This is a genomic window from Paracoccus contaminans (assembly GCF_002105555.1).
Lineage (GTDB): Bacteria > Pseudomonadota > Alphaproteobacteria > Rhodobacterales > Rhodobacteraceae > Paracoccus > Paracoccus contaminans.
Genome location: NZ_CP020612.1, coordinates 804,421 through 824,180, shown reverse-complemented (window position 1 = coordinate 824,180; position 19,760 = coordinate 804,421). Strand labels below are relative to the sequence as shown.

Sequence of the window (19,760 nt, the reverse complement as noted above, 5' to 3'; positions counted from 1 at the left end):
GAGACAATCATGCGTCACGCCCGCGGCTATCGCCGCCTGAACCGCACCCATGAACACCGCAAGGCCCTGTTTTCCAACATGGCCGGCAGCCTGATCGAGCATGAGCAGATCAAGACGACGCTGCCCAAGGCCAAGGAACTGCGCCCGATCATCGAAAAGCTGATCACGCTGGCCAAGCGCGGTGACCTGCATGCCCGCCGCCTGGCGGCTGCCCAGCTCAAGCAGGACCAACATGTCGCACGGCTGTTCGACATCCTCGGCCCGCGCTATGCCAATCGCCAGGGCGGTTATGTCCGCGTTCTCAAGGCCGGCTTCCGCTACGGGGACATGGCGCCCATGGCGATCATCGAATTCGTCGAGCGTGACGTGACCGCAAAAGGGGCGGCCGACCGCGCCCGGACCGAGGCCGAAGCCGGCGCCGACTTCGAAGCCTGAGCCTGCCAAAGTCTTGTGACGTAACGTCACAAAATCGAAGATGCCCGTGCAGCCCCGCTGCGCGGGCTTTTTCGTTTTGAATTCATGGAAAATTTACTGCTGGCCGTGCAGGGTGAGGTGCGGCGTCGGTCAGGGGGCTGTTGGCGCGAACTTAATCAATCCCCTAATTATTGACGCAACCACCGGCAATCTATCTAAAAAGACATGTCCTCACGCGCCGAAATCAACGCTGTCCTCGCCCGCCTCCGAAAGGTGGCCCCGATGGGATATTACGTGGCGCTTCATATCCGCTACGCCGCCCCCATCATGCAGTTCCAGGCCTATCCCGTCGCCTGGACCGAGCGATATGCCGAGAATGGCTATGCCTTGCGTGATCCGACGATTGCCTGGGGGTTTTCCGCCTCGGGGGCGATTCGCTGGTCCGCGCTGCCCATTCCCGATCCTTTCGGAATCATGAAAGAGGCGGCGAATCACGGGCTGAACTACGGTGTCATCGTTGCCTGCGGGCTGCTGAAATCGCGCACCATCGCCGGCTGCGCCCATGACACGCGAGAATTCACGAATGACGAGATCGAGGTGATCTCGACAATGGTACGGCGGCTTCACGACATGACAGAGCCACCGGAGAGCCTGACAAAGGCTCAGCAAGAAGCCCTTCGGTGCATCGCGGAAGGGGATCGTCACGCTGCGGCGGCCGCCAAGCTGGGAATCACGGAAAGTGCGTTCAAGGCCCGTCTCATATCGGCCCGCGAACGGCTGATGGCCAAGACCACTGCCGAGGCATTGCAGCGCGCCAAGGATTACCGCCTGCTGTAGGATCATATCACCGTTCGCGGTCGCTCCGCAGGGTTGGCCCCCACCAACCAGGAGAAGACCATGCAGACCACCACGCTTTCCTTCACCAACCTTCACAATTTCGGCGAACTGTTCGCCAATTTCTTCCGTGCCCGCCGTCAGAGCTTCATCATCCAGCGCAACTGGGATCTTCCGCAGGCCGACGGGATGGAGTTCGACCAGTATGACACCCCGCAAAGCCGCTGGGTGGCTGTCCATGACGGCGCAACGGTCCTGGCCGGGATGCGGCTGACCCCCACCACGGCAAGCTGCGGGATCTATTCCTACATGATCCGCGATGCGCAGCGCGGCGTGCTGGGCGGATCGATTCCCCAGGATCTGCTGTATGACGAGGCGCCCGTGGACGAACACACATGGGAAGCAACCCGCCTGTTCGTCAGCCACGACACCCCCCAGGCGATCCGCCGCAAGGTGCATGGCGAGCTGGTGCGCACCATGATCGCCTGCGCGCGCGATGTCGGGGCGACGCGGCTGCTGTCGCTCAACGGCGAATGCTGGCCGCGCATGTTCAGCCGCTGCAAGATCGAGGCAGAGGCGATCGGCCGCCTGTGCTGGATCGATGACGGCTATTACCAGTGCACTGCCATCAACCTGGCCGGCAAGATGCACTGATCTGGCCGCCGCCGGCGGGGATACACTCCGCCGGCGGGAAAGCTTAGCCTCGTGTCATGGCCGATCTGTTCGACTCGCTTCCCCCCGATCCTGTTCCCTCCTCGGTCAAGGCCGGGGCCTCGGCGCATCGTCCCCTGGCGGATCGCCTGCGCCCCCGGCTGCTTGCCGAGGTGATCGGCCAGTCCGCGGTGCTGGGCGAGAACGGGCCCCTGGGCGCGATGCTGGCGGCGGGCAGCCTGTCCTCCGTGATCCTGTGGGGTCCGCCGGGGGTGGGCAAGACAACCATCGCGCGGCTGCTGGCCGACCGGACCGACCGCGCCTTTGTCCAGATTTCGGCCATCTTTTCCGGCGTGCCCGAGCTGCGCAAGGTTTTCGATGCCGCAAGGCTGCGCAACGAGGCGGGGCAGGGAACGCTGCTGTTCGTGGACGAGATCCACCGCTTCAACAAGGCGCAGCAGGACAGTTTCCTGCCGCATATGGAGGATGGGACGATCCTGCTGGTCGGGGCCACGACCGAAAACCCCAGCTTCGAACTGAACGCCGCGCTTCTGTCGCGCGCGCAGGTGGTGGTGCTCAAGCGACTTGAGCTTGCCGATCTCGAACTGCTGGCGCAGCGGGCCGAACGGGAACTGGGCCGCCCCTTGCCGCTGGACGGGCATGCGCGCGAGGCGCTGCTGGCGATGGCCGATGGCGACGGGCGCGCGGCGCTGAACCTGATCGAGCAGGTGATGGCCTGGAAAACCGACCGTCCGCTGAGCGCGGAGGCGCTGTCCCAGCGCCTGATGCGCCGCGCGGCGAAATACGACAAGGCGGGGGACGAGCATTTCAACCTGATTTCCGCCCTGCACAAATCCGTGCGCGGCAGCGATCCCGACGCGGCGCTCTATTGGCTTGCCCGGATGCTGGAGGGGGGCGAGGATCCGCGCTATCTGGCCCGCCGCATCACCCGCATGGCGGTCGAGGATATCGGCCTTGCCGACCCCGCCGCGCAGCGCCACTGCCTGGATGCCTGGGCGCTTTATGAACGGCTGGGCTCGCCCGAGGGCGAGCTGGCGCTGGCGCAGGCGGTGATCTATCTCGCGCTCGCCCCGAAATCGAACGCCGGCTATGCCGCCTACAAGGCCGCGCGGGCCGAGGCCAAGCGGACCGGCAGCCTGATGCCCCCGGCGCATATCCTGAACGCCCCCACCCGGCTGATGAAGGAACAGGGATACGGGGCCGGATATGCCTATGACCATGACGAGGAAAACGCCTTTTCCGGGCAGAACTACTTTCCCGAAGGGATGAAGCGCCCCGTCCTCTATCAGCCGGTCGAGCGGGGGTTCGAGCGGGAACTGAAGAAGCGGCTCGACTGGTTCGTTACCCAGCGGCTGAGGCGCGGGGGCTGATGCCAGGCGTGTTCGGGCGGCTGCGGATATCTGCCGGCGGTCCGGTGGGCAGCGCGCCCTTGGCCTTGCCGCCGGCCCGGCTCCGCCTCCTGGCCGCTGCCGGGCGGCGCAGCCCGATGGCGCCGTGGCCCCGGCGCTGCGGCATTGACTTTGCTCGCCGCCCCCTGCACCCAGCCGCCATGATGAACCCATTTCTTCAGGTCGCGCTGGGCGGGGCGGCGGGCTCGCTCGCGCGTTACGGCGTGAGCCGGGCGGCGCTGGCGGCCTTCGGTCCGGGCTTTCCGGCCGCGACACTGGCTGTCAACATCCTCGGCTCGTTCCTGATGGGGCTGGCCGCGTCGCGGGCGGGCCAGTTCGGCCCCTTGCTGATGACGGGCCTGCTTGGCGGCTTCACGACATTTTCGGCCTTTTCGCTGGACACGGTGACGCTGTGGACCCGTGGCCAGCACGGCGCGGCCGCGGCCTATGTCGCGGCTTCGGTCGCGCTGTCGCTGGGGGCGCTGGCCCTTGGCCTGTTTCTGGCGCGCCCGGCATGAGCGGGGTGCAGATCATCCGGGTCGGCGCTGAGGAGGGCGAGCAGAGGCTCGACCGCTGGCTGCGCAGGCGCTTTCCGCAGCTGAACCAGATCGCGGTCGAAAAGATGTGCCGCAAGGGCGAGCTGCGTGTCGATGGCGCCCGTGTCAAACCGGCCGCGCGGATCATCGCCGGGCAGGACATCCGCATCCCGCCTTTGCCCGATTCCGCGCCCGTCCCGGCCGCGCCCCGCCCCGCGCTGCGCGAAACCGACGCGCAGATGATCCAGTCGGCCGTTCTGTGGAAGGACGATCACGTCATCGCCCTGAACAAGCCGCCCGGCCTGCCCTCGCAAGGCGGCTCGGGGCAGGGCGAGCGGCACGTGGACGGGCTGTCGGCGGCGCTGATGTTCGGCTACAAGGAACGGCCCAAGCTGGTCCACCGGCTGGACAAGGATACCTCGGGCGTGCTGCTGCTGGCGCGCACCGACCGGGTGGCGCGGCGGCTGTCGGAATCCTTCCGTGCCCGCACGACGCGCAAGATCTATTGGGCCGCCGTGGCCGGTGTGCCCAGCCCCCGGATGGGGACGGTGCGCTTCGGCCTCGTCAAGGCGCCAGGCCATGGGCGCGGCGGCGAGGGCGAGCGGATGATGGCGATCCATCCCGCCAAGGTTGACCAGACCGAGGGCGCCCGGCGCGCCACCACCGATTACGCCGTGCTGGACAGCCTGGGCACCCGCGTCAGCTGGGCGGCGCTGGTGCCGATCACCGGCCGCACCCACCAGCTGCGCGCCCATATGGCGGAACTGGGGCATCCGATCATCGGGGATGGCAAATACGGCGGCTCGGGCCAGGAAAACCTGGGCGACGGCTGGGGCGCGCAGCTGGGCGGAGAGATCAGCCGCAAGCTGCACCTGCACGCCCGGTCCATCAGCTTTGATCACCCGGTCACGGGCAAGCGCATCACGCTGACGGCGCCGCTGCCCGACCACATGGCCCGGACATGGCAGACCCTCGGCTGGCACGAGAACGACGTGCCCGCCGATCCATTCGAGGATGCGCCGTGAAGCTGGTCATCTGGGACATTGATGGCACGCTGGTGGACAGCCACGCCGTCATCATGGACTCGATGGGGGCCGGGATGCGCGCGGCGGGGCTGCCCACGCTGCCCGACCGCGCGGTCAGCGCCATCGTCGGCCTGTCGCTGCCTGTTGCGGTGGAAACGCTGCTGCCGGATGCGGACGAGGCGACCCGCGCGCGCGTGGTGGATGGCTACCGCGCGGCTTATTCGGCCGCCCGCGTCAGAAACGAATCGCCCCTGTTCCCCGGCGCGCGCGATCTGCTGGGCCGGCTGGCCGCGCGGGACGACGTGCTGATGGCGGTGGCGACGGGCAAGTCGCGGCGCGGGCTGGATGCGCTGCTGGCCGCCCATGATCTGGGCGGGCTGTTCGTCACCACGCAATGCGCGGACGACCACCCGTCCAAGCCTGCGCCGGGCATGGTCATCGCCTGCCTGCGCGCGGCGGGGGCCGCGGCGGGCGACGCGGTGATGGTGGGCGATACCAGCTTTGACATGCAGATGGCCGCCAACGCGGGCGTGGCCGGGATCGGCGTTGCCTGGGGCCATCATGGGCCGGACGATCTGCGCGCAGCCGGCGCGCGGGCCGTGGCGGCCGACATGGCCGGGCTGGGCCGGCTGCTGGACGGGGTGCTGGGATGAGCGAATGGAAGGCCCGCCGGTTCTGGAAGGCCGCCAGCGTGGCGCCCGAGGGCGGGGGCTGGCAGATCCTGCTGGACGGCCGGCCGATCCGCACGCCGGGCAAGCTGGCGCTGGTCATGCCGAACCGTGCGCTGGCCGAGGCGATTGCCGGCGAATGGGACGCGCAGGCAGAGGTGATCGACCCCAACGCCATGCCTCTGACGCGGGCCGCGAATTCGGCCGTCGAAAAGGTCACGCCGCAGTTCGCGGCCGTGGCGGACATGCTGGCGGGCTATGGCGGGACGGATCTGCTGTCCTATCGCGCCAGCGGGCCGGCGGCGCTGGCCGAACGGCAGGCGGCGGGGTGGGACCCGCTGATCGACTGGGCGGCCCGCGCCTTGAAGGCGCCGCTGAGGATCACCGAAGGGGTCATGCCCGTCGCGCAGGATGCGGGCGCGCTGGCGCGGCTGCGGGACCGGCTGGACGCGCTGACGCCCTGGCAGCTGACCGCGCTGCACGATCTGGTGACGCTGCCCGGCTCGCTGATCCTGGGGCTGGCGGTGCTGGAAAGGCGGCTGGATGCGGACACGGCCCATGCGCTCTCGCGCATCGACGAGACGTTCCAGGCCGAGCAATGGGGCCGCGACGACGAGGCCGAGACAGCCGCCGCAGCGCGGCTGGAGGGGATGCGGGCCGCGGCGCGGCTGCTGGACCTGCTGGCGGGCTGAGCCGCCCGGCATCTGCCCCCCCCATGCGCGAGTCGCTTGACGCAGGGGGACCACGCGTCACAATGCCCCTGTTCCGTGGACGATGCGTCCGGGGCGACCAATCGCACTGCGCGGAACCAGCGCGGGCAGCAACAGAGAGGATGTTCATGCGAAACCTTGCTTTTCTTGCGACCGTTGGCGCAACCGCATTGATGGCGGGCGGCGCCCTGGCGGCCGAAGGCGACACGCTGGCCCAGGTCAAGTCGCGCGGCGTGCTGAACTGCGGCGTCAATGCCGGGCTGGTCGGCTTTGCCGCGCCCGATGCCAACGGCAACTGGTCGGGTTTCGACATCGCCATCTGCAAGGCCGTGGCCGCCGCCGTCCTGGGCGATGCGACCAAGGTCAAGTATGTGCCCACGACCGGGCAGACCCGCTTCACCGCCCTGTCCTCGGGCGAGGTGGACGTGCTGGCCCGCAACTCGACCTGGACGTTCCAGCGCGACACGGACCTCAAGCTCGATTTCGCCGGCGTCAACTATTACGACGGGCAGGGCTTCATGGTCCGCAAGGATCTGGGGGTGACTTCGGCCAAGGAACTGGAAGGCGCGACCATCTGCGTTCAGACCGGCACCTCGACCGAACTGAACCTGGCGGACTGGGCCAAGTCCAACAACGTCACCTACAAGGCCGTCAACATCGATTCGAACGCCGAGGGCGAACAGCAATACACCGCCGGCGCCTGCGATGCCTACACCACCGACGCCTCGGGCCTGGCCGCGACGCGGGCAGCCTTTGCCGACCCCGACAACCACATCATCCTGCCCGAGATCATCTCGAAGGAACCGCTCGGCCCGGTGGTGCGGCATGGCGACAACAACTGGGGCGACATCGTGCGCTGGACGCTGTTCGCGCTGATCTCGGCCGAGGAATACGGCATCACCTCGGCCAATCTCGAGGAGCAGTCCAAGTCCTCGACCAACCCCGACGTGCAGCGGATGCTGGGCACGACCGACGATTACGGCAAGATGCTGGGCCTGGACAAGGAATGGGCCAAGCGCGCCATCGCCGCCTCGGGCAACTACGGGGAAATCTTCGCCGCCAATATCGGCGAGCAGACCCCCATCGGCCTGGCCCGCGGGCTGAACGCCCTGTGGACGCAGGGCGGCCTGATGTATGCGATGCCGTTCCGCTGATCGCGGGCCCGCTTCTTTACGCGCATATCCTTGGCCGGCAGGCGTCTTGCGCCTGCCTGGCTGCCCCGGCGGAAGGCAGGCAACAGACCCGCCGCGCCGACAGGGAAGGTTGACCGATGACATCCGCTGCTCCTCAGGGACAGCCGTTCCGGCTGTCGATGCTGGTCCGCGATCGGCATTATCGTTCGCTGCTGATCCAGGCGGCGGTGTTCATCCTGGTGATGCTCGCCGCAGCCTGGCTGGTGAACAACACCGTCCAGAACCTTGCCCGGATGGGCAAGACCTTCGACTTTTCCTTCCTGCGCAACCGTGCGGGATATGACATTCCCTTCACCGTCATCCCCTATGATCCAGGGCGGTCGCATCTGCGCGCCGCCATGGTGGGGCTGGCGAACACGCTGCTGGTATCGGCGCTGGGCTGTCTTTTCGCCACCATCATCGGGGTTCTTGCCGGTGTCCTGCGGCTGTCGGGGAACTGGCTCGTCTCGCGGCTGGTCGGCACCTATGTCGAGATCGTCCGCAACGTGCCGCTGCTGCTGTGGATCCTGGTGGTACTGGCGGTCTTTACCGAGGTGCTGCCCGGCCCGCGAGAGTATCGGCCCGCCGGCCCTGACGGGACGGCCGCCGCCTCGATGCTGCTGGGCGCCGTGGCGCCAACCAACCGCTATACCGCGATACCGCGGCTGGCGATCGACAACGATCCGGGCGCGGTCGTTTTGGGCGGGCTGCGAATCGACGCGGTCCTGCTGGCCTTTGCCCTGGGGCTGGCGGCGGCCTTCTGCATCAATCACTGGGTGCGGGCACGGGCACGGGCGCGCCAGCAGGCCACCGGCCGCCGCCCTGCGACATGGTGGATCACCCTGCTGCTGTTCGCCGCCCCCATCCTGCTGCTGAGCCGCATCTTTGCCGTGCATCTGGTCCGGCCCGAGCTGAAGGGCTTCAACTTCGCCGGCGGGATCAATCTCGACAACGCCTTTGTCGTCCTGCTGCTGGCGCTGTCGATCTATACCGGCAGCTATGTGGCCGAGATCGTCCGCGCCGGCATCCTGTCGGTCAGCCGCGGCCAGGCCGAGGCGGCTGCCGCGCTGGGGCTGCGCCCGCGCTCGATCATGGGGCTGGTGGTGCTGCCGCAGGCGCTGCGCGTCATCATCCCGCCGCTGATCTCGCAATATCTCAACCTGACCAAGAACAGCAGCCTGGCGATCGCCGTCGGCTATCCCGACCTGCGCGCCACGCTGGGGGGCACGACGCTGAACCAGACGGGGCGCGAGATGGAATCCATGATCGTGATGATGGGCATCTATCTTGCCATCAGCCTGACCATCTCGGCCGTCCTGAATGTCTACAACGTCCGCATCAAGCTGAAGGAGCGGTGAGGTGAGCGAGCGTCACGCCGAGGCCGTCCCCTTCGTCCGCGCGGCCATGCTGCCCCCCGCGCTCCCGCCCGCGCGCCAGGCGGGCGCGTGGCGATGGCTGCGCCTCAACCTGTTCTCGGGGCCGCTGAACACGGCCTTGACCATCCTCAGTCTGGGCGCCCTGTGGTTTCTGGCCGCGCATTTCTGGCCCTGGTTCGCCCATGCGGTGTGGAAGGCGTCCAGCGTGGGCGAATGCCGCACGATCATCGCCGCCCGCTGGGGCGAGGGGGCGACGGGCGCCTGTTTCGCCGTCATCCGGGAACGGTGGAACCAGTTCCTGTTCGGCTTTTACCCGGCCGAGCTGTACTGGCGCCCGGCCGCGGCCTGCGGGCTGCTGCTGCTGGCCATTGCCCCGGTGCTGTTTTCGGAAACCCGGCCGCTGCGCTGGCTGGTCATCGTGCTGGGCGGGGTGGGCAGCTTTGCCGCATGCGCGGCGCTGGGCGCGCCGGACAGGGCGCTGGGGATGCTGGCGGCCGTGATCCTGGGCTGGGCCGCGCTGATCGAATATGCCCCGCGCCGGGCGCTTGCCGCCACCGCGCTGTTTCCCTTTCTGGCCGTCTGGCTGCTGTGGGGCGGATCGCTGTGGGGGCCGCTGACCGCCCTGGCGGGATTTGCGGTCGGGCTGGCGGTCTGGCGGCTGACCGCGCGGGCGGGCCTGCTGTCGGCGGCGCTGGGCGCGTTGGCGGCGGCGGGGTGGTGGCTGTATGTGCAGGCCGGCCTGGCCGCAAGCCTTGGCGGGTTCGTGCCGCTGTCCATCGCACCCGTGGAATCGACAGCCTTCGGCGGGTTTCTTCTGTCCTTTGTCATCGGCGTGTCGGGTATCACCCTGTCCTTGCCGCTGGGCATCCTGCTGGCGCTGGCGCGGCAATCGGCCATGCCGGTGGTGCGGATGCTGGCGGTGATGTTCATCGAATTCATCCGCGGCGTGCCGCTGATCACGCTGTTGTTCGTGGCCTCGATCCTGCTGAACTATTTCCTGCCGCCGGGGACGAATTTCGACATTATCCTGCGGGTCATCATCATGGTGACGCTGTTCGCCAGCGCCTATATGGCCGAGGTGATCCGGGGCGGCCTTGCCGCCCTGCCGCGCGGGCAATACGAGGCTGCGGATGCGCTGGGGCTGGATTACTGGAAGGCGCAGCGGCTGATCGTGCTGCCGCAGGCGCTCAAGATCTCGATCCCCGGCATCGTCGGCACCTTCATCGGGATGTTCAAGGATACCACGCTGGTCACTTTCGTCGGCCTGTTCGACCCGCTCAAGCAGATGTCCGACACGATCCGCGCCACCTTTGCCTGGAAGGGCGCCTATTGGGAACCTTACCTGTTCACGGGGGCGATCTTCTTTGTCCTGTGCTTTGCCATGTCGCGCTATGCCATGCATCTGGAACAGCGCCTGAAACGCGACCATCGTTGAGGGGTTCGCCATGACCGTGACCGACACGCCCGCATCCGCCCCGGCCACTGCCGCGATCCGCATCGAGCGGATGAACAAGTGGTACGGCGCCTTCCATGTCCTGCGCGACATCGACCTGACGGTGCGCACGGGCGAACGCATCGTCATCGCCGGGCCATCGGGTTCGGGCAAATCGACGCTGATCCGCTGCATCAACCGGCTTGAGGAACACCAGTCCGGCCGGATCGTGGTGGACGGCACCGAACTGACCAACGACCTGCGCAACATCGACAAGGTGCGCTCCGAGGTCGGCATGGTGTTCCAGCACTTCAACCTGTTCCCGCATCTGACGGTGCTGGAAAACTGCACCCTCGCCCCGATCTGGGTCCGCAGGACGCCCCGGCGCGAGGCCGAGGAAAGCGCGATGCATTTCCTGCGGCAGGTCCGCATCCCCGACCAGGCGCATAAATATCCGGGCCAGCTGTCGGGCGGCCAGCAGCAGCGCGTGGCGATCGCCCGCTCGCTGTGCATGCGCCCCCGGATCATGCTGTTCGACGAGCCGACCAGCGCCCTTGACCCCGAGATGATCAAGGAGGTTCTGGACACGATGATCGAGCTGGCCGAGGGCGGCATGACCATGCTGTGCGTCACCCATGAAATGGGCTTTGCCCAGGCGGTCGCCGACCGGGTCATCTTCATGGACCAAGGCCAGATCGTGGAAGAAAACGTGCCGGAGGCGTTTTTCAACAATCCGAAATCGGAACGCACCCGGCTGTTCCTCAGCCAGATTCTGGGGCACTGATCGGAAAACGGGACACGAGGGACGCGATGAACCAGATGTATCTGCTGCTGCTGGGGGTGCTTGGCGTTGCGGCCATCGGCAGCCTGCTGCACACCAGCGATGACGAGGAGTTCGACCAGGGCACCCCGCCCCCCGACCTGCCCATGGTCGAGGGAACGGACGGGGCCGACCAGGTCGACGGCACCGATGCGGGCGAGATCGTCCGGGGCTTTGACGGCAACGATACGATCAACGCAGCCGCCGGCGACGACTGGACCTATGGCGGCTATGGCGATGATACGATCATCGCCGATGCGGGCGACGATCACGTGTTCCTCGGCTCTGGCGACGATGTGTATGGCACCGACGACCCCCATGCGGCGGACGGGAACGACACGATCGAAGGCAACAGCGGCGAGGACACGATCCATGCCGGCGCCGGCGATGACCTGATCCTGCCGGGCGACGAGGACAAGGATGGCGACCTGCTGGATGGCGGCGCCGGCAAGGACACGATCGACGGCGGCAAGGGCAACGACACCATCACGGGGGGCGATGATGACGACGCCGATTCGCTGATGGGTGGCAAGGGCGATGACAGCCTGACCCTGGGCGCTGGCGATTACGCCGATGGCGGCGAGGGCGCGGACAACTATCTGCTGGCCGAAGGCACCGGCGCCTCGACCATCGCCTATGACAAGGGCGATACGCTGGTCATCACCTATGATGGCGGCAAGGCCGAACCCGATGTCGATGTCGTCCAGTCGGATACAGACGTGCAGGTCTTTGTCGGGGGCGAGCTGATCGCCACGCTCAAGGACACGAACGCCAGCGATGTGGCCTATACGCTGCGCGCGGCGACCGGCGCCCAGGGCGCCGATCCGGGCAACGGAACCGCCGGCTGAGCCGGGCAGGTGACTGCCCTGCGCCCGCAGCCATCGGCAGTGGGCGCCCGGTCAGGAACGCCATTCCGGCACAAGGGCGCCGTTGACCCCTGGCCCGCAGGGGCAGGGGCGGCAGCATGCCGCCCGCCCGGTCAGATCGCGGCCTTGCGGCTTTCCTCAAGATAGATCTCGCGCAGGCGCTGCGTGACGGGACCCGGCCGGCCCGCGCCGACCGGCACGCCGTCGATCTCGACCACGGGCATCACGAATTGCGATGCCGAGGTGATGAAGGCCTCGTCGGCCTGTTGCGCCTCGTCCACGGTGAAGGGGCGTTCCTCGATGGTGATCTGCGCCTCGCGGGCATAGCGCAGCAGGGATGCGCGGGTGATCCCGTGCAGGATGTCATGCGAGGTCGGCCGGGTGATGATGCGCCCGCCGGCGACGATATAGGCGTTGTTCGAGGTGCCTTCGGTCACGGTGCCCTCCTCGACGAACCAGGCGTCGTCCTTGCCCTGGGCCTTCGCCTCCATCTTGGCGAGCGAGGGGTAGAGCAGCTGCACCGTCTTGATGTCGCGGCGGGCCCAGCGCAGATCGGGCATGGTGATGATGCGCAGGCCTTCCCGCGCGGCCGGGTTGTCGGCCAGGCCCGGCTTGTCCCAGCCATACATGACCACCGTGGCCGGGGTATCGGCAGGCGGAAAGACGAAGTCGCGGTCACCGGCATTGCCGCGGCTGATCTGCAGATAGATCATCCCGTCGGTGATGCCGTTTTCCTCAACCAGCCGCCGATGGGCGGCCAGGATTTCCGCCTCGGCCAGGGGCATGGCCATCCTCAGCTCGCCCAGCGACCGTTTCAGGCGCGTCATGTGCCCGTCAAAATCGATGAGCCTGCCGCCCAGAACCGTCGTCACCTCATAGACGGCATCGCCCATGACGAATCCCCGGTCGAAGATCGAGACGGTGGCCTCGGTTTCGGGCACATAGCTGCCGTTCAGATAGACAATGCGGGTCATCAGCTTCTCCGGGGATCGTGGCCTTGCGCGTTCTGCGCCAAACCCCGGCCACCTTCAACAGCGACAGGCCGCTTGCCCAAGGTTGCGCAGCAATATACCACCCAGTCCAGCAATTCCGAAACATCATTGCTCAAGGTATCGTCTCCATGTCCTTCCGCCAGCAGCCGTCCCCCCCCGCACGATTGAACCGCTGCCAGCTGTTCGGGCCGGGATCGCGCGTGTCATTGTTCGAGAAGATGGCGGCCTCGGCGGCTGATGTGATCAATCTCGATCTCGAGGATTCGGTGGCGCCGGACGACAAGGATCAGGCGCGCCGCAATGTCGTGCAGGCGATCGGCGATGTGGACTGGGGCGGCAAGACGCTCTCGGTCCGCATCAACGGGCTGGACACGCCCTGGTGGTATCGCGACGTGGTGGACCTGCTGGAACAGGGGGGCGACCGGCTCGACCTCATCATGATCCCCAAGGTCGGGAACGCGATGGATGTCTATGCCGTCGATGCTCTTGTCACCGCGATCGAACGGGCCAAGGGGCGCAGCAAACCGATCGGTTTCGAGGTCATCATCGAATCGGCCGCCGGGATCAGCCATGTCGAGGACATCGCCGCCGCCAGCCCGCGGTTGCAGGCGATGAGCCTTGGCGCGGCCGATTTCGCCGCCTCGATGGGCATGGCGACCACCGGCATCGGGGGCACGCAGGAAAACTATTACATGGCCCGCGAGGGGCAGAAATACTGGGCCGATCCGTGGCACTGGGCGCAAGCCGCCATCGTCGCCGCCTGCCGGACGCATGGCATCCTGCCGGTCGATGGCCCCTTCGGCGATTTCAGCGATGCCGAGGGGTTCCGCGCCCAGGCGCTGCGGTCCGCCACGCTGGGGATGGTGGGCAAATGGGCGATCCATCCCAGCCAGATCGCACTCGCGAACGAAGTGTTCTCCCCAAGCGAGATAGCGGTAACAGAAGCAAAGCAGATCCTTGCTGCGATGGAACAAGCGCAAAAAACTGGGGCCGGAGCGACGGTATACAAAGGTCGACTGGTTGACATCGCGTCGATTCGTCAGGCACAAGTGATCGTGCGGCAGGCAGAGTTGATAAACGGTTCCATCTGACGGCGCGTCATACCCAGGCGGCACGGCGGGGAGGCCCAGCCGCCCTTCGGGGGAGGAGCGACAGGTCCCGCGCCTTGGCGGGGCCTGTCTCTTTTGGGCAGGCTGCTTGAGGCCATCACGCGCCGTCCGGCGCCTTCGCGATGACGCGCCGTCCACCGCCTTTTGCCCAGATGCCCCGTTTTGCCCAGATGCCCCGTTTCAGGCCGGCCAAGCGCCTTCAGGCGGGGGACAGATCGTCCGGCATGTGCGGGGCCGCCGCGATCAGCTGCTGCGTATAGGGGTGACGGGGCGCGGTCAGGATCGTTTCGGTCTCGCCTTCCTCGACGATCCGGCCCTTCTGCATCACCATCATGCGGTCGGTGATCGCGCGGACGACCGACAGATCATGGCTGATGAACAGCCAGCCCATCCCGTGCTGCGCGCGCAGCCGGGCCAGCAGATCGAGCACCTGCGCCCGCACCTGCACGTCAAGCGCGCTGACGGCCTCGTCCAGGATGATCAGGCGCGGACGGATGATGAGGGCGCGGGCAATCGCGATGCGCTGGCGCTGTCCGCCGGAAAACTGGTGGATGTGGCGGCCCATGGCGTCGGCGGGGATGCCCACCTCGTCCAGCGCCCGCGCCACCCGATCGCGCCAGTCCGAGGGACGGCCGGTCAGGTGGAACGGCTCGGCCACCAGCCGGTCCACGCGCCAGCGCGGGTCAAAGCTGGCATAGGGATCCTGGAACACGACCTGCACCCGGGCGCGCAGGGCTGCCGGCATCCGTGCGCCGACCGGCTGGCCGTCCAGCAGGATGCGCCCCCCCTGCAGGGGATCGAGGCCCAGGATGGCGCGGGTCAGGGTTGACTTGCCGCAACCCGATTCGCCCACCAGTCCGACCGATTCGCCCTCGCCCACCGTCAGGCTGACGCCATCGACGGCGCGCAGCGCCCCGTTCGGCGCGGCGGCCGTCATGCGCGGCAGGCGGTATTCGCGCACCGCGCGTTCGACCCGCAAAACCGGGGCGCTTGCGCTGCGGGGCGGGGAGCGTTCCGGCTGGTGGCGGGCCGCGGCGAACAGGCGGCGCGTATAGGGGTGCGACTGGGCGCGGAACACCGCCGCGGCCGGACCCTGCTCGACGATGCGGCCGGCCTGCATCACCGCCACATGATCCGCTGCCCCGGCCAGAAGGGCCAGATCATGGGTGATGAACAGCAGCGCCATCCCCTCGTCGCGGACCAGTTCGCGCAGCAGGTCCAGGATATGCGCCTGCGTCGTCACGTCCAGCGCGGTGGTCGGCTCGTCCGCGATCAGCAGGTCGGGCGCGGCGGCGATCGCCATGGCGATGGCGACACGCTGGCGCTGGCCGCCCGACAGCTCATGCGGGAACAGGGTCAGGGCAAAGCGCGGGGCAGGCAGGCCGACCCGGTCCAGCTTTTGCCGGGCCGCCGCCAGCGCGTCGCCCCGATCCATGCGGCGGTGGCGCATCAGCACCTCGGCCACCTGATCGCCGATCGTCATCAGCGGGTTCAGCGCCGTCATCGGTTCCTGAAAGATCATCCCGATGCGATGGCCCCGGATGTCGTTCATCGCCGCTTCGGGCAGGTCGAGCAGGTTGCGGCCGTCCATCAGAACCCGGCCCGTCGCGCTCGCGCCGTCCGGCAGCAGGCCCATGATGGCCAGCGAGGTCATGGACTTGCCCGACCCGCTTTCCCCCACCAGCCCCGTCACGCTGCCCGGCGCCAGATCAAGGCTCACCCCCGACAGCACCGGACGCCCGCCGATCATCACCGAAAGATCCTGCAGCGCGATCATGCGGTGCGCGCCTTCAGCCGCGGGTCCAGCGCGTCGCGCAGCGCATCGCCCAGAAGGTTGAGCCCCAGCACCGTCAGCACGATGGCGAGGCCCGGCACGATGGCGACATGCGGGGCGATGGTGACCATGGTCTGCGCCTCGGCCAGCATCCGGCCCCAGCTGGGGGTGGGGGGCTGCGCGCCAAGGCCCACATAGGAAAGCCCCGCCTCGGCCAGGATGCCCAGGCTGAACTGGATCGTGCCCTGCACGATCAGCAGGCTGGCGATGTTGGGCAGGATATGTTCGACGCTGATGCGCGCCGGCCCCTTGCCCGCGACCTGCGCCGCGCGGACGAAATCGAGCGTCCACAGCGGCAGCGCCCCCGCCCGCGTCACCCGCGCAAAGACCGGGATATTGAAGATGCCGATGGCCAGGATCGCGTTCAGCGCCGAAGGGCCGAGCGCCGCCGTGATGAGGATCGCGATCACCAGCGAGGGAAAGGCAAAGATCAGGTCATTGCCCCGCATGATCGCCTCGTCCGCCAAGCCGCCCCGGCCGGCGGCGGCGATCAGGCCCAGCGGCACGCCGACCCCCATCCCGATGCCCACCGCCACCAGCGCCACGGCCAGCGAGGTGCGCGCGCCCACCATGACCATCGACAGCAGGTCGCGCCCGAAATGGTCGGTGCCCAGCCAATGGTCGGGGCCGGGCGGCTTCAGCTTGTCGGCGATGCTGACGCCGGTGACGGAATAAGGGGTCCAGGCCCAGGACAGCAGGGCCGCAGCAAGGGCCAGCGCGGTCAGCGCGATACCCAAAGTCAGGGTGGCACGTCTCATCGTCTGCGCAGCCTCGGGTCCACGGCGACATAGGCCAGGTCAACCAGGAAGGTGACGATGATCACCGCCGCGACCAGCACCAGAACGGCGGATTGCACGACGATCAGGTCGCGCTGGGTGATCGCCTGAAAGATCAGCCGCCCAAGGCCCGGCAGGTAGAACACGTTCTCGATGATGATCGCCCCCGCCAGCAAAAAGCTGAACTGCATCCCCAGCACCGTCAGCACCGGGACAAGGGCATTGCGCAGCGCATGCCGGCGCAGCGCCTGACCGCGGCTGAGGCCCTTGGCCCGCGCGGTGCGGATGTAATCCTGCCCCAGCGTCTCGATCAGCGCCGAACGCAGCACGCGCGCCAGGATGGCCGCCTGCGGCAGGGCCAGCGACAGCGCCGGCAGCAACAGAGCCTTCAGCGCCGCCAGCGGATGCGCCCAGCCCGGAAAGCCGCCCGCCGGCAGCCAGCGCAGGCGGACCGCAAAGACCAGCACCAGCAGCATCGCGAACCAGAAGTTCGGCAGCGCGATGCCCAGTTGCGTTCCCCCCATCACGGCCGCATCCGCAAGGCTGCCGCGCCGCCGCGCCGCCAGCATGCCGACCGGAAAGGCCACTGCCGCAGCAATGGCCAGCGCCATCAACGCCAGCGGCAGCGATACCTGCACCCGGTCCCAGATCATCCCCGCAACAGGCGTCTTGTAGGCAAGGCTGGTGCCCAGATCGCCGTGCAGCACCCCGGCCAGCCAGCGGCCGTAACGCATGATCCACGGCAGATCGAGGCCCATCTGTTCACGCAGCGCCGCCACCGTGTCGGGGCGCGCGCCGGTGCCCAGCATGAAGCTGGCCGGATCGCCCGGCACCAGATCGACGACCGCAAAGATCACCGCGGATGCGATGATCAGGCTGAGCGTAAGGGAAACAATGCGTCGGATCGGCTGCGGCATGGGCGGCAAGCTAGAGCGCGTCCGCCGTCAGGTCCAGCGCCATGAACAGCGCGCCGGGCAACGGGTTGTCGTTGTAGCGCGCGGTTTCGATGAACCCGAGCGAGCGATACAACGCCACGGCGGCGGTGAAATCGCGCTGGGTATCCAGCCGCATGCACCGGTATCCGCCCGCGCGCGCCGCCGCGATCAGCCCTGCTGCCAGCAACCGCCCCCCGCCAAGGCCGCGGGCCGCGGGGCGGACATACATCCGCTTCATCTCGGCCCTGCCATCGGGCAGGGGGCGCATCGCGCCGATCCCGAAAGCCTGGCCATCCTGCTTGGCCAGCAGCAGCGCGCCCCGCGGCGGGGCATAGGCGCCGGGCAGGGCGTCCAGCTCGGCCTCGACGTTCTGGAACGACAGGTCCAGCCCGAGGCTGGCGATGTATTCGGTGAACAGCGCGCGCACAGTCTCCAGATCGTCGGGAAAGGCGGCGGGGCGGATCGCTGCCATCATGTCCCCGGCACCTGGATCTTGCCGATCAGCGGCAGGTCGTCGGCGGGGGTGACGCTGTGCCGCTCGATCATCCGGTGGACGGCCGGATCGCCCTCGCCTCGGTGCAGCCGCCGCAGGGCGACCGTCACCTCGGCATCGGTCTTGGTGCGGCGCAGGTTGTGGCGGACATAGTCGTCCCAGGTGGCGATGTGATAGGATTCGCTCCATTGCCCGGGGTTTTCCAGATCGCGCAGCAGTGCCCACTGGCGCGCGCCGTCACGGCGGCGGATGTCGCGGCGGCGGGCCATCAGCCTGAGGAACTCGGCCGTGTCCTCAAGGTCGATCTTATAGTCCACCATGACCATGATCGGCCCCGACCGCCCGCGCAGATCCAGCGCCAGCTCGGGTTCCTGAAAGCGGTTCACCGGATCGAGATCGAGCTTGCCGAATTCGGGCTGGCTGAACCAGTGCCCGATGATCGCTCCCGCCAGCAGCACCAGCGCCGCCATCATCATGGCGCTGTCCACGCCCCGCGCCCCCGCGACGCCGCCCCAGACCCAGCTGCCCGCGGCCATCCCCCCGAATGTCGCCGTCTGATACAGCGCCAGCGCCCGCGCCACGACCCAGCGCGGGGTGGAGAGCTGGACCGTCACGTTGAACAGCGACAGCGCCATCACCCAGCTTGCCCCGGCCGGCAGCAGCACCAGCCCCTGCAGCCAGACATTATCCGTCCAGGACAGGACGGCGCAGGAGAACGCAAAGCCCAGGAACGCCAGCCGTACCACCGCTTCATTGTTGAACCGCTCGCGGATGCGCGGGTTGGCCGCGGCCCCCAGGATGGCGCCCAGCCCGTAACAGCCCAGCAGCAGCCCCAGCAGCAGCGATCCGCTGCCCGGATGGCCCTTGGCGATCAGCGGCAGCAGCGCAAGGATCGCCACCGCCGAAAAGCCGAACAGCCCCGCCCGCAGCAGCACCCGGACCAGATTGGGCGACAGCGCGACATAGCGCAGCCCCGCGGCAAGGGCGGGGCCGAGCGGCTCGGGCGCATAGGGGCGGGTGCGCGCGGGCGGATGCCAGCGGATCATCGCCGCGATCAGCGGCGCATAGCTCAGCGCATTGACGGCAAAGGCAGCTGCGGCACCAAAGCCGGCGACGATCAGCCCGCCTGCCGCAGGCCCGACCGACCGCATCAGGTTGAAGCCGACGGAATTGAGCGTAACCGCCGCGGGCAGATCCTCGCGCGGGACCAGATCGCCCATGCTCGCCTGCCAGGGCGGGTTATAGAGGGCCTGACCCATCCCGATCAGGAATGTCAGGCCGAGCAGGCTCAAGGGATTGAGCCAGTTCCAGAATGCCACCAGCGACAGCAGGACGGACATGCCCGCCATCACCGCCAGCGCCGCCAGCATCAGGCGGCGGCGTTCGAATATGTCGGCCAGCGCCCCCGACAATAGGGCGAATAGCATGACGGGCAGGGTGTTCGAGGCCTGCACCAGCCCGACCAGCGTGGCGCTGTCGGTCAACTGGGTCATCATCCATGCCGCTGCCACCGCCTGGACCATGCCGCCAAAATTCGACGCCAGCGTTGCGGCCCACAGGACGCGGAACGCCGGATGGCGGAAAGGGGCAAGGGCAGAAGGTCTCGGCATCGGCTATGCTGCCAGTTTGGGCCGCAGTCGGGCCGGCCGCAACCGGAAAGCGGAAGGGCAGGGGCCGCTGGGCATGTGAAAAAGACCCCCTGCCGCGG

Annotated in this window: 20 protein-coding genes; 14 read left to right on the top strand and 6 right to left on the bottom strand. The window is 67.9% G+C overall.

Annotated features, from left to right (window positions below):
* Positions 1-9: 9 nt before the first annotated feature.
* The 13 genes from rplQ to B0A89_RS03930 all read left to right on the top strand — a co-directional run bounded on the left by rplQ (position 10) and on the right by B0A89_RS03930 (position 11,895).
* Positions 10-435, top strand: coding sequence for a 50S ribosomal protein L17 (gene rplQ, locus B0A89_RS03990; RefSeq protein ID WP_085377025.1), 426 nt, complete (start codon positions 10-12; stop codon positions 433-435).
* Between the two features lie 204 nt (positions 436-639).
* Complete coding sequence (locus B0A89_RS03985) at positions 640-1,251, top strand: autoinducer binding domain-containing protein (protein WP_085377024.1); 612 nt, start codon at positions 640-642, stop codon at positions 1,249-1,251.
* A gap of 60 nt (positions 1,252-1,311) precedes the next feature.
* Positions 1,312-1,902, top strand: a complete 591-nt coding sequence (locus B0A89_RS03980; RefSeq protein ID WP_085377023.1) for an acyl-homoserine-lactone synthase — start codon at positions 1,312-1,314, stop codon at positions 1,900-1,902.
* Positions 1,903-1,958: 56 nt separating this feature from the next.
* Positions 1,959-3,290: a replication-associated recombination protein A gene (locus tag B0A89_RS03975; protein ID WP_085377022.1), complete on the top strand. Its 1,332-nt coding sequence runs from the start codon at positions 1,959-1,961 to the stop codon at positions 3,288-3,290.
* Between the two features lie 179 nt (positions 3,291-3,469).
* Complete coding sequence (crcB, locus tag B0A89_RS03970) at positions 3,470-3,826, top strand: fluoride efflux transporter CrcB (protein ID WP_085377021.1); 357 nt, start codon at positions 3,470-3,472, stop codon at positions 3,824-3,826.
* Positions 3,823-4,869: an RluA family pseudouridine synthase gene (locus tag B0A89_RS03965; protein ID WP_085377020.1), complete on the top strand. Its 1,047-nt coding sequence runs from the start codon at positions 3,823-3,825 to the stop codon at positions 4,867-4,869. The genes crcB and B0A89_RS03965 overlap by 4 nt, the downstream gene beginning before the upstream one ends.
* Positions 4,866-5,522, top strand: a complete 657-nt coding sequence (locus B0A89_RS03960) for an HAD-IA family hydrolase (protein ID WP_085377019.1) — start codon at positions 4,866-4,868, stop codon at positions 5,520-5,522. The genes B0A89_RS03965 and B0A89_RS03960 overlap by 4 nt, the downstream gene beginning before the upstream one ends.
* Positions 5,519-6,229, top strand: coding sequence for an ATP12 family chaperone protein (locus B0A89_RS03955; protein WP_085377018.1), 711 nt, complete (start codon positions 5,519-5,521; stop codon positions 6,227-6,229). Before B0A89_RS03960 ends, B0A89_RS03955 begins: the two co-directional genes overlap by 4 nt.
* A gap of 146 nt (positions 6,230-6,375) precedes the next feature.
* Positions 6,376-7,401 (top strand): amino acid ABC transporter substrate-binding protein, encoded by a 1,026-nt coding sequence (locus B0A89_RS03950; protein ID WP_085378739.1) that lies wholly within the window; start codon positions 6,376-6,378, stop codon positions 7,399-7,401.
* Between the two features lie 116 nt (positions 7,402-7,517).
* Complete coding sequence (locus B0A89_RS03945) at positions 7,518-8,777, top strand: amino acid ABC transporter permease (protein WP_085377017.1); 1,260 nt, start codon at positions 7,518-7,520, stop codon at positions 8,775-8,777.
* Between the two features lies 1 nt (position 8,778).
* Positions 8,779-10,230 (top strand): amino acid ABC transporter permease, encoded by a 1,452-nt coding sequence (locus tag B0A89_RS03940; RefSeq protein ID WP_085377016.1) that lies wholly within the window; start codon positions 8,779-8,781, stop codon positions 10,228-10,230.
* 10 nt (positions 10,231-10,240) lie between these two features.
* A complete protein-coding gene (locus B0A89_RS03935; protein WP_085377015.1) occupies positions 10,241-11,011 on the top strand; it encodes an amino acid ABC transporter ATP-binding protein in 771 nt (256 codons plus the stop codon).
* 26 nt (positions 11,012-11,037) lie between these two features.
* Positions 11,038-11,895, top strand: a complete 858-nt coding sequence (locus tag B0A89_RS03930) for a calcium-binding protein (protein WP_085377014.1) — start codon at positions 11,038-11,040, stop codon at positions 11,893-11,895.
* Positions 11,896-12,026: 131 nt separating this feature from the next.
* Here the strand turns inward: B0A89_RS03930 and B0A89_RS03925 are convergent, their stop codons facing one another.
* Positions 12,027-12,887: a D-amino-acid transaminase gene (locus B0A89_RS03925; RefSeq protein ID WP_085377013.1), complete on the bottom strand. Its 861-nt coding sequence runs from the start codon at positions 12,885-12,887 to the stop codon at positions 12,027-12,029.
* A 146-nt stretch (positions 12,888-13,033) separates the two neighbouring features.
* Between B0A89_RS03925 and B0A89_RS03920 the strand changes: the two genes are divergently transcribed.
* Entirely contained in the window at positions 13,034-13,996 is a 963-nt protein-coding gene (locus B0A89_RS03920; protein ID WP_085377012.1) for an L-malyl-CoA/beta-methylmalyl-CoA lyase, read from the top strand.
* Between the two features lie 217 nt (positions 13,997-14,213).
* Here the strand turns inward: B0A89_RS03920 and B0A89_RS03915 are convergent, their stop codons facing one another.
* Genes B0A89_RS03915 through B0A89_RS03895 form a run of 5 tightly spaced genes read right to left on the bottom strand, consistent with a single transcriptional unit; the run spans position 14,214 to position 19,662 of the window.
* On the bottom strand, positions 14,214-15,791 hold the full coding sequence (locus tag B0A89_RS03915) for an ABC transporter ATP-binding protein (protein ID WP_085377011.1): 1,578 nt from the start codon (positions 15,789-15,791) through the stop codon (positions 14,214-14,216).
* Positions 15,788-16,606 carry an ABC transporter permease gene (locus tag B0A89_RS03910; RefSeq protein WP_085377010.1) on the bottom strand — a complete coding sequence of 273 codons (819 nt, stop codon included), beginning with the start codon at positions 16,604-16,606 and terminating at the stop codon, positions 15,788-15,790. The genes B0A89_RS03915 and B0A89_RS03910 overlap by 4 nt, the downstream gene beginning before the upstream one ends.
* Positions 16,603-17,541, bottom strand: a complete 939-nt coding sequence (locus tag B0A89_RS03905) for an ABC transporter permease (RefSeq protein ID WP_085377009.1) — start codon at positions 17,539-17,541, stop codon at positions 16,603-16,605. Before B0A89_RS03905 ends, B0A89_RS03910 begins: the two co-directional genes overlap by 4 nt.
* A 10-nt stretch (positions 17,542-17,551) precedes the next feature.
* On the bottom strand, positions 17,552-18,034 hold the full coding sequence (locus tag B0A89_RS03900; protein WP_205949770.1) for a GNAT family N-acetyltransferase: 483 nt from the start codon (positions 18,032-18,034) through the stop codon (positions 17,552-17,554).
* Positions 18,031-19,662 carry an MFS transporter gene (locus tag B0A89_RS03895; protein WP_085377008.1) on the bottom strand — a complete coding sequence of 544 codons (1,632 nt, stop codon included), beginning with the start codon at positions 19,660-19,662 and terminating at the stop codon, positions 18,031-18,033. The genes B0A89_RS03900 and B0A89_RS03895 overlap by 4 nt, the downstream gene beginning before the upstream one ends.
* Between the last annotated feature and the right edge of the window lie 98 nt (positions 19,663-19,760).

Bases quoted from the DNA above. Each gene is read 5' to 3' on its own strand.
- B0A89_RS03915 (WP_085377011.1), bottom strand. From the start codon at position 15,791: ATGATCGCGCTGCAGGATCTTTCGGTGATGATCGGCGGGCGTCCGGTG.
- B0A89_RS03985 (WP_085377024.1), top strand. From the start codon at position 640: ATGTCCTCACGCGCCGAAATCAACGCTGTCCTCGCCCGCCTCCGAAAG.
- B0A89_RS03910 (WP_085377010.1), bottom strand. From the start codon at position 16,606: ATGAGACGTGCCACCCTGACTTTGGGTATCGCGCTGACCGCGCTGGCC.
- B0A89_RS03975 (WP_085377022.1), top strand. From the start codon at position 1,959: ATGGCCGATCTGTTCGACTCGCTTCCCCCCGATCCTGTTCCCTCCTCG.
- B0A89_RS03955 (WP_085377018.1), top strand. From the start codon at position 5,519: ATGAGCGAATGGAAGGCCCGCCGGTTCTGGAAGGCCGCCAGCGTGGCG.
- rplQ (WP_085377025.1), top strand. From the start codon at position 10: ATGCGTCACGCCCGCGGCTATCGCCGCCTGAACCGCACCCATGAACAC.
- B0A89_RS03900 (WP_205949770.1), bottom strand. From the start codon at position 18,034: ATGATGGCAGCGATCCGCCCCGCCGCCTTTCCCGACGATCTGGAGACT.
- B0A89_RS03965 (WP_085377020.1), top strand. From the start codon at position 3,823: ATGAGCGGGGTGCAGATCATCCGGGTCGGCGCTGAGGAGGGCGAGCAG.
- B0A89_RS03950 (WP_085378739.1), top strand. From the start codon at position 6,376: ATGCGAAACCTTGCTTTTCTTGCGACCGTTGGCGCAACCGCATTGATG.
- B0A89_RS03905 (WP_085377009.1), bottom strand. From the start codon at position 17,541: ATGCCGCAGCCGATCCGACGCATTGTTTCCCTTACGCTCAGCCTGATC.
- B0A89_RS03895 (WP_085377008.1), bottom strand. From the start codon at position 19,662: ATGCCGAGACCTTCTGCCCTTGCCCCTTTCCGCCATCCGGCGTTCCGC.
- crcB (WP_085377021.1), top strand. From the start codon at position 3,470: ATGATGAACCCATTTCTTCAGGTCGCGCTGGGCGGGGCGGCGGGCTCG.
- B0A89_RS03935 (WP_085377015.1), top strand. From the start codon at position 10,241: ATGACCGTGACCGACACGCCCGCATCCGCCCCGGCCACTGCCGCGATC.
- B0A89_RS03920 (WP_085377012.1), top strand. From the start codon at position 13,034: ATGTCCTTCCGCCAGCAGCCGTCCCCCCCCGCACGATTGAACCGCTGC.
- B0A89_RS03980 (WP_085377023.1), top strand. From the start codon at position 1,312: ATGCAGACCACCACGCTTTCCTTCACCAACCTTCACAATTTCGGCGAA.
- B0A89_RS03930 (WP_085377014.1), top strand. From the start codon at position 11,038: ATGAACCAGATGTATCTGCTGCTGCTGGGGGTGCTTGGCGTTGCGGCC.
- B0A89_RS03925 (WP_085377013.1), bottom strand. From the start codon at position 12,887: ATGACCCGCATTGTCTATCTGAACGGCAGCTATGTGCCCGAAACCGAG.
- B0A89_RS03945 (WP_085377017.1), top strand. From the start codon at position 7,518: ATGACATCCGCTGCTCCTCAGGGACAGCCGTTCCGGCTGTCGATGCTG.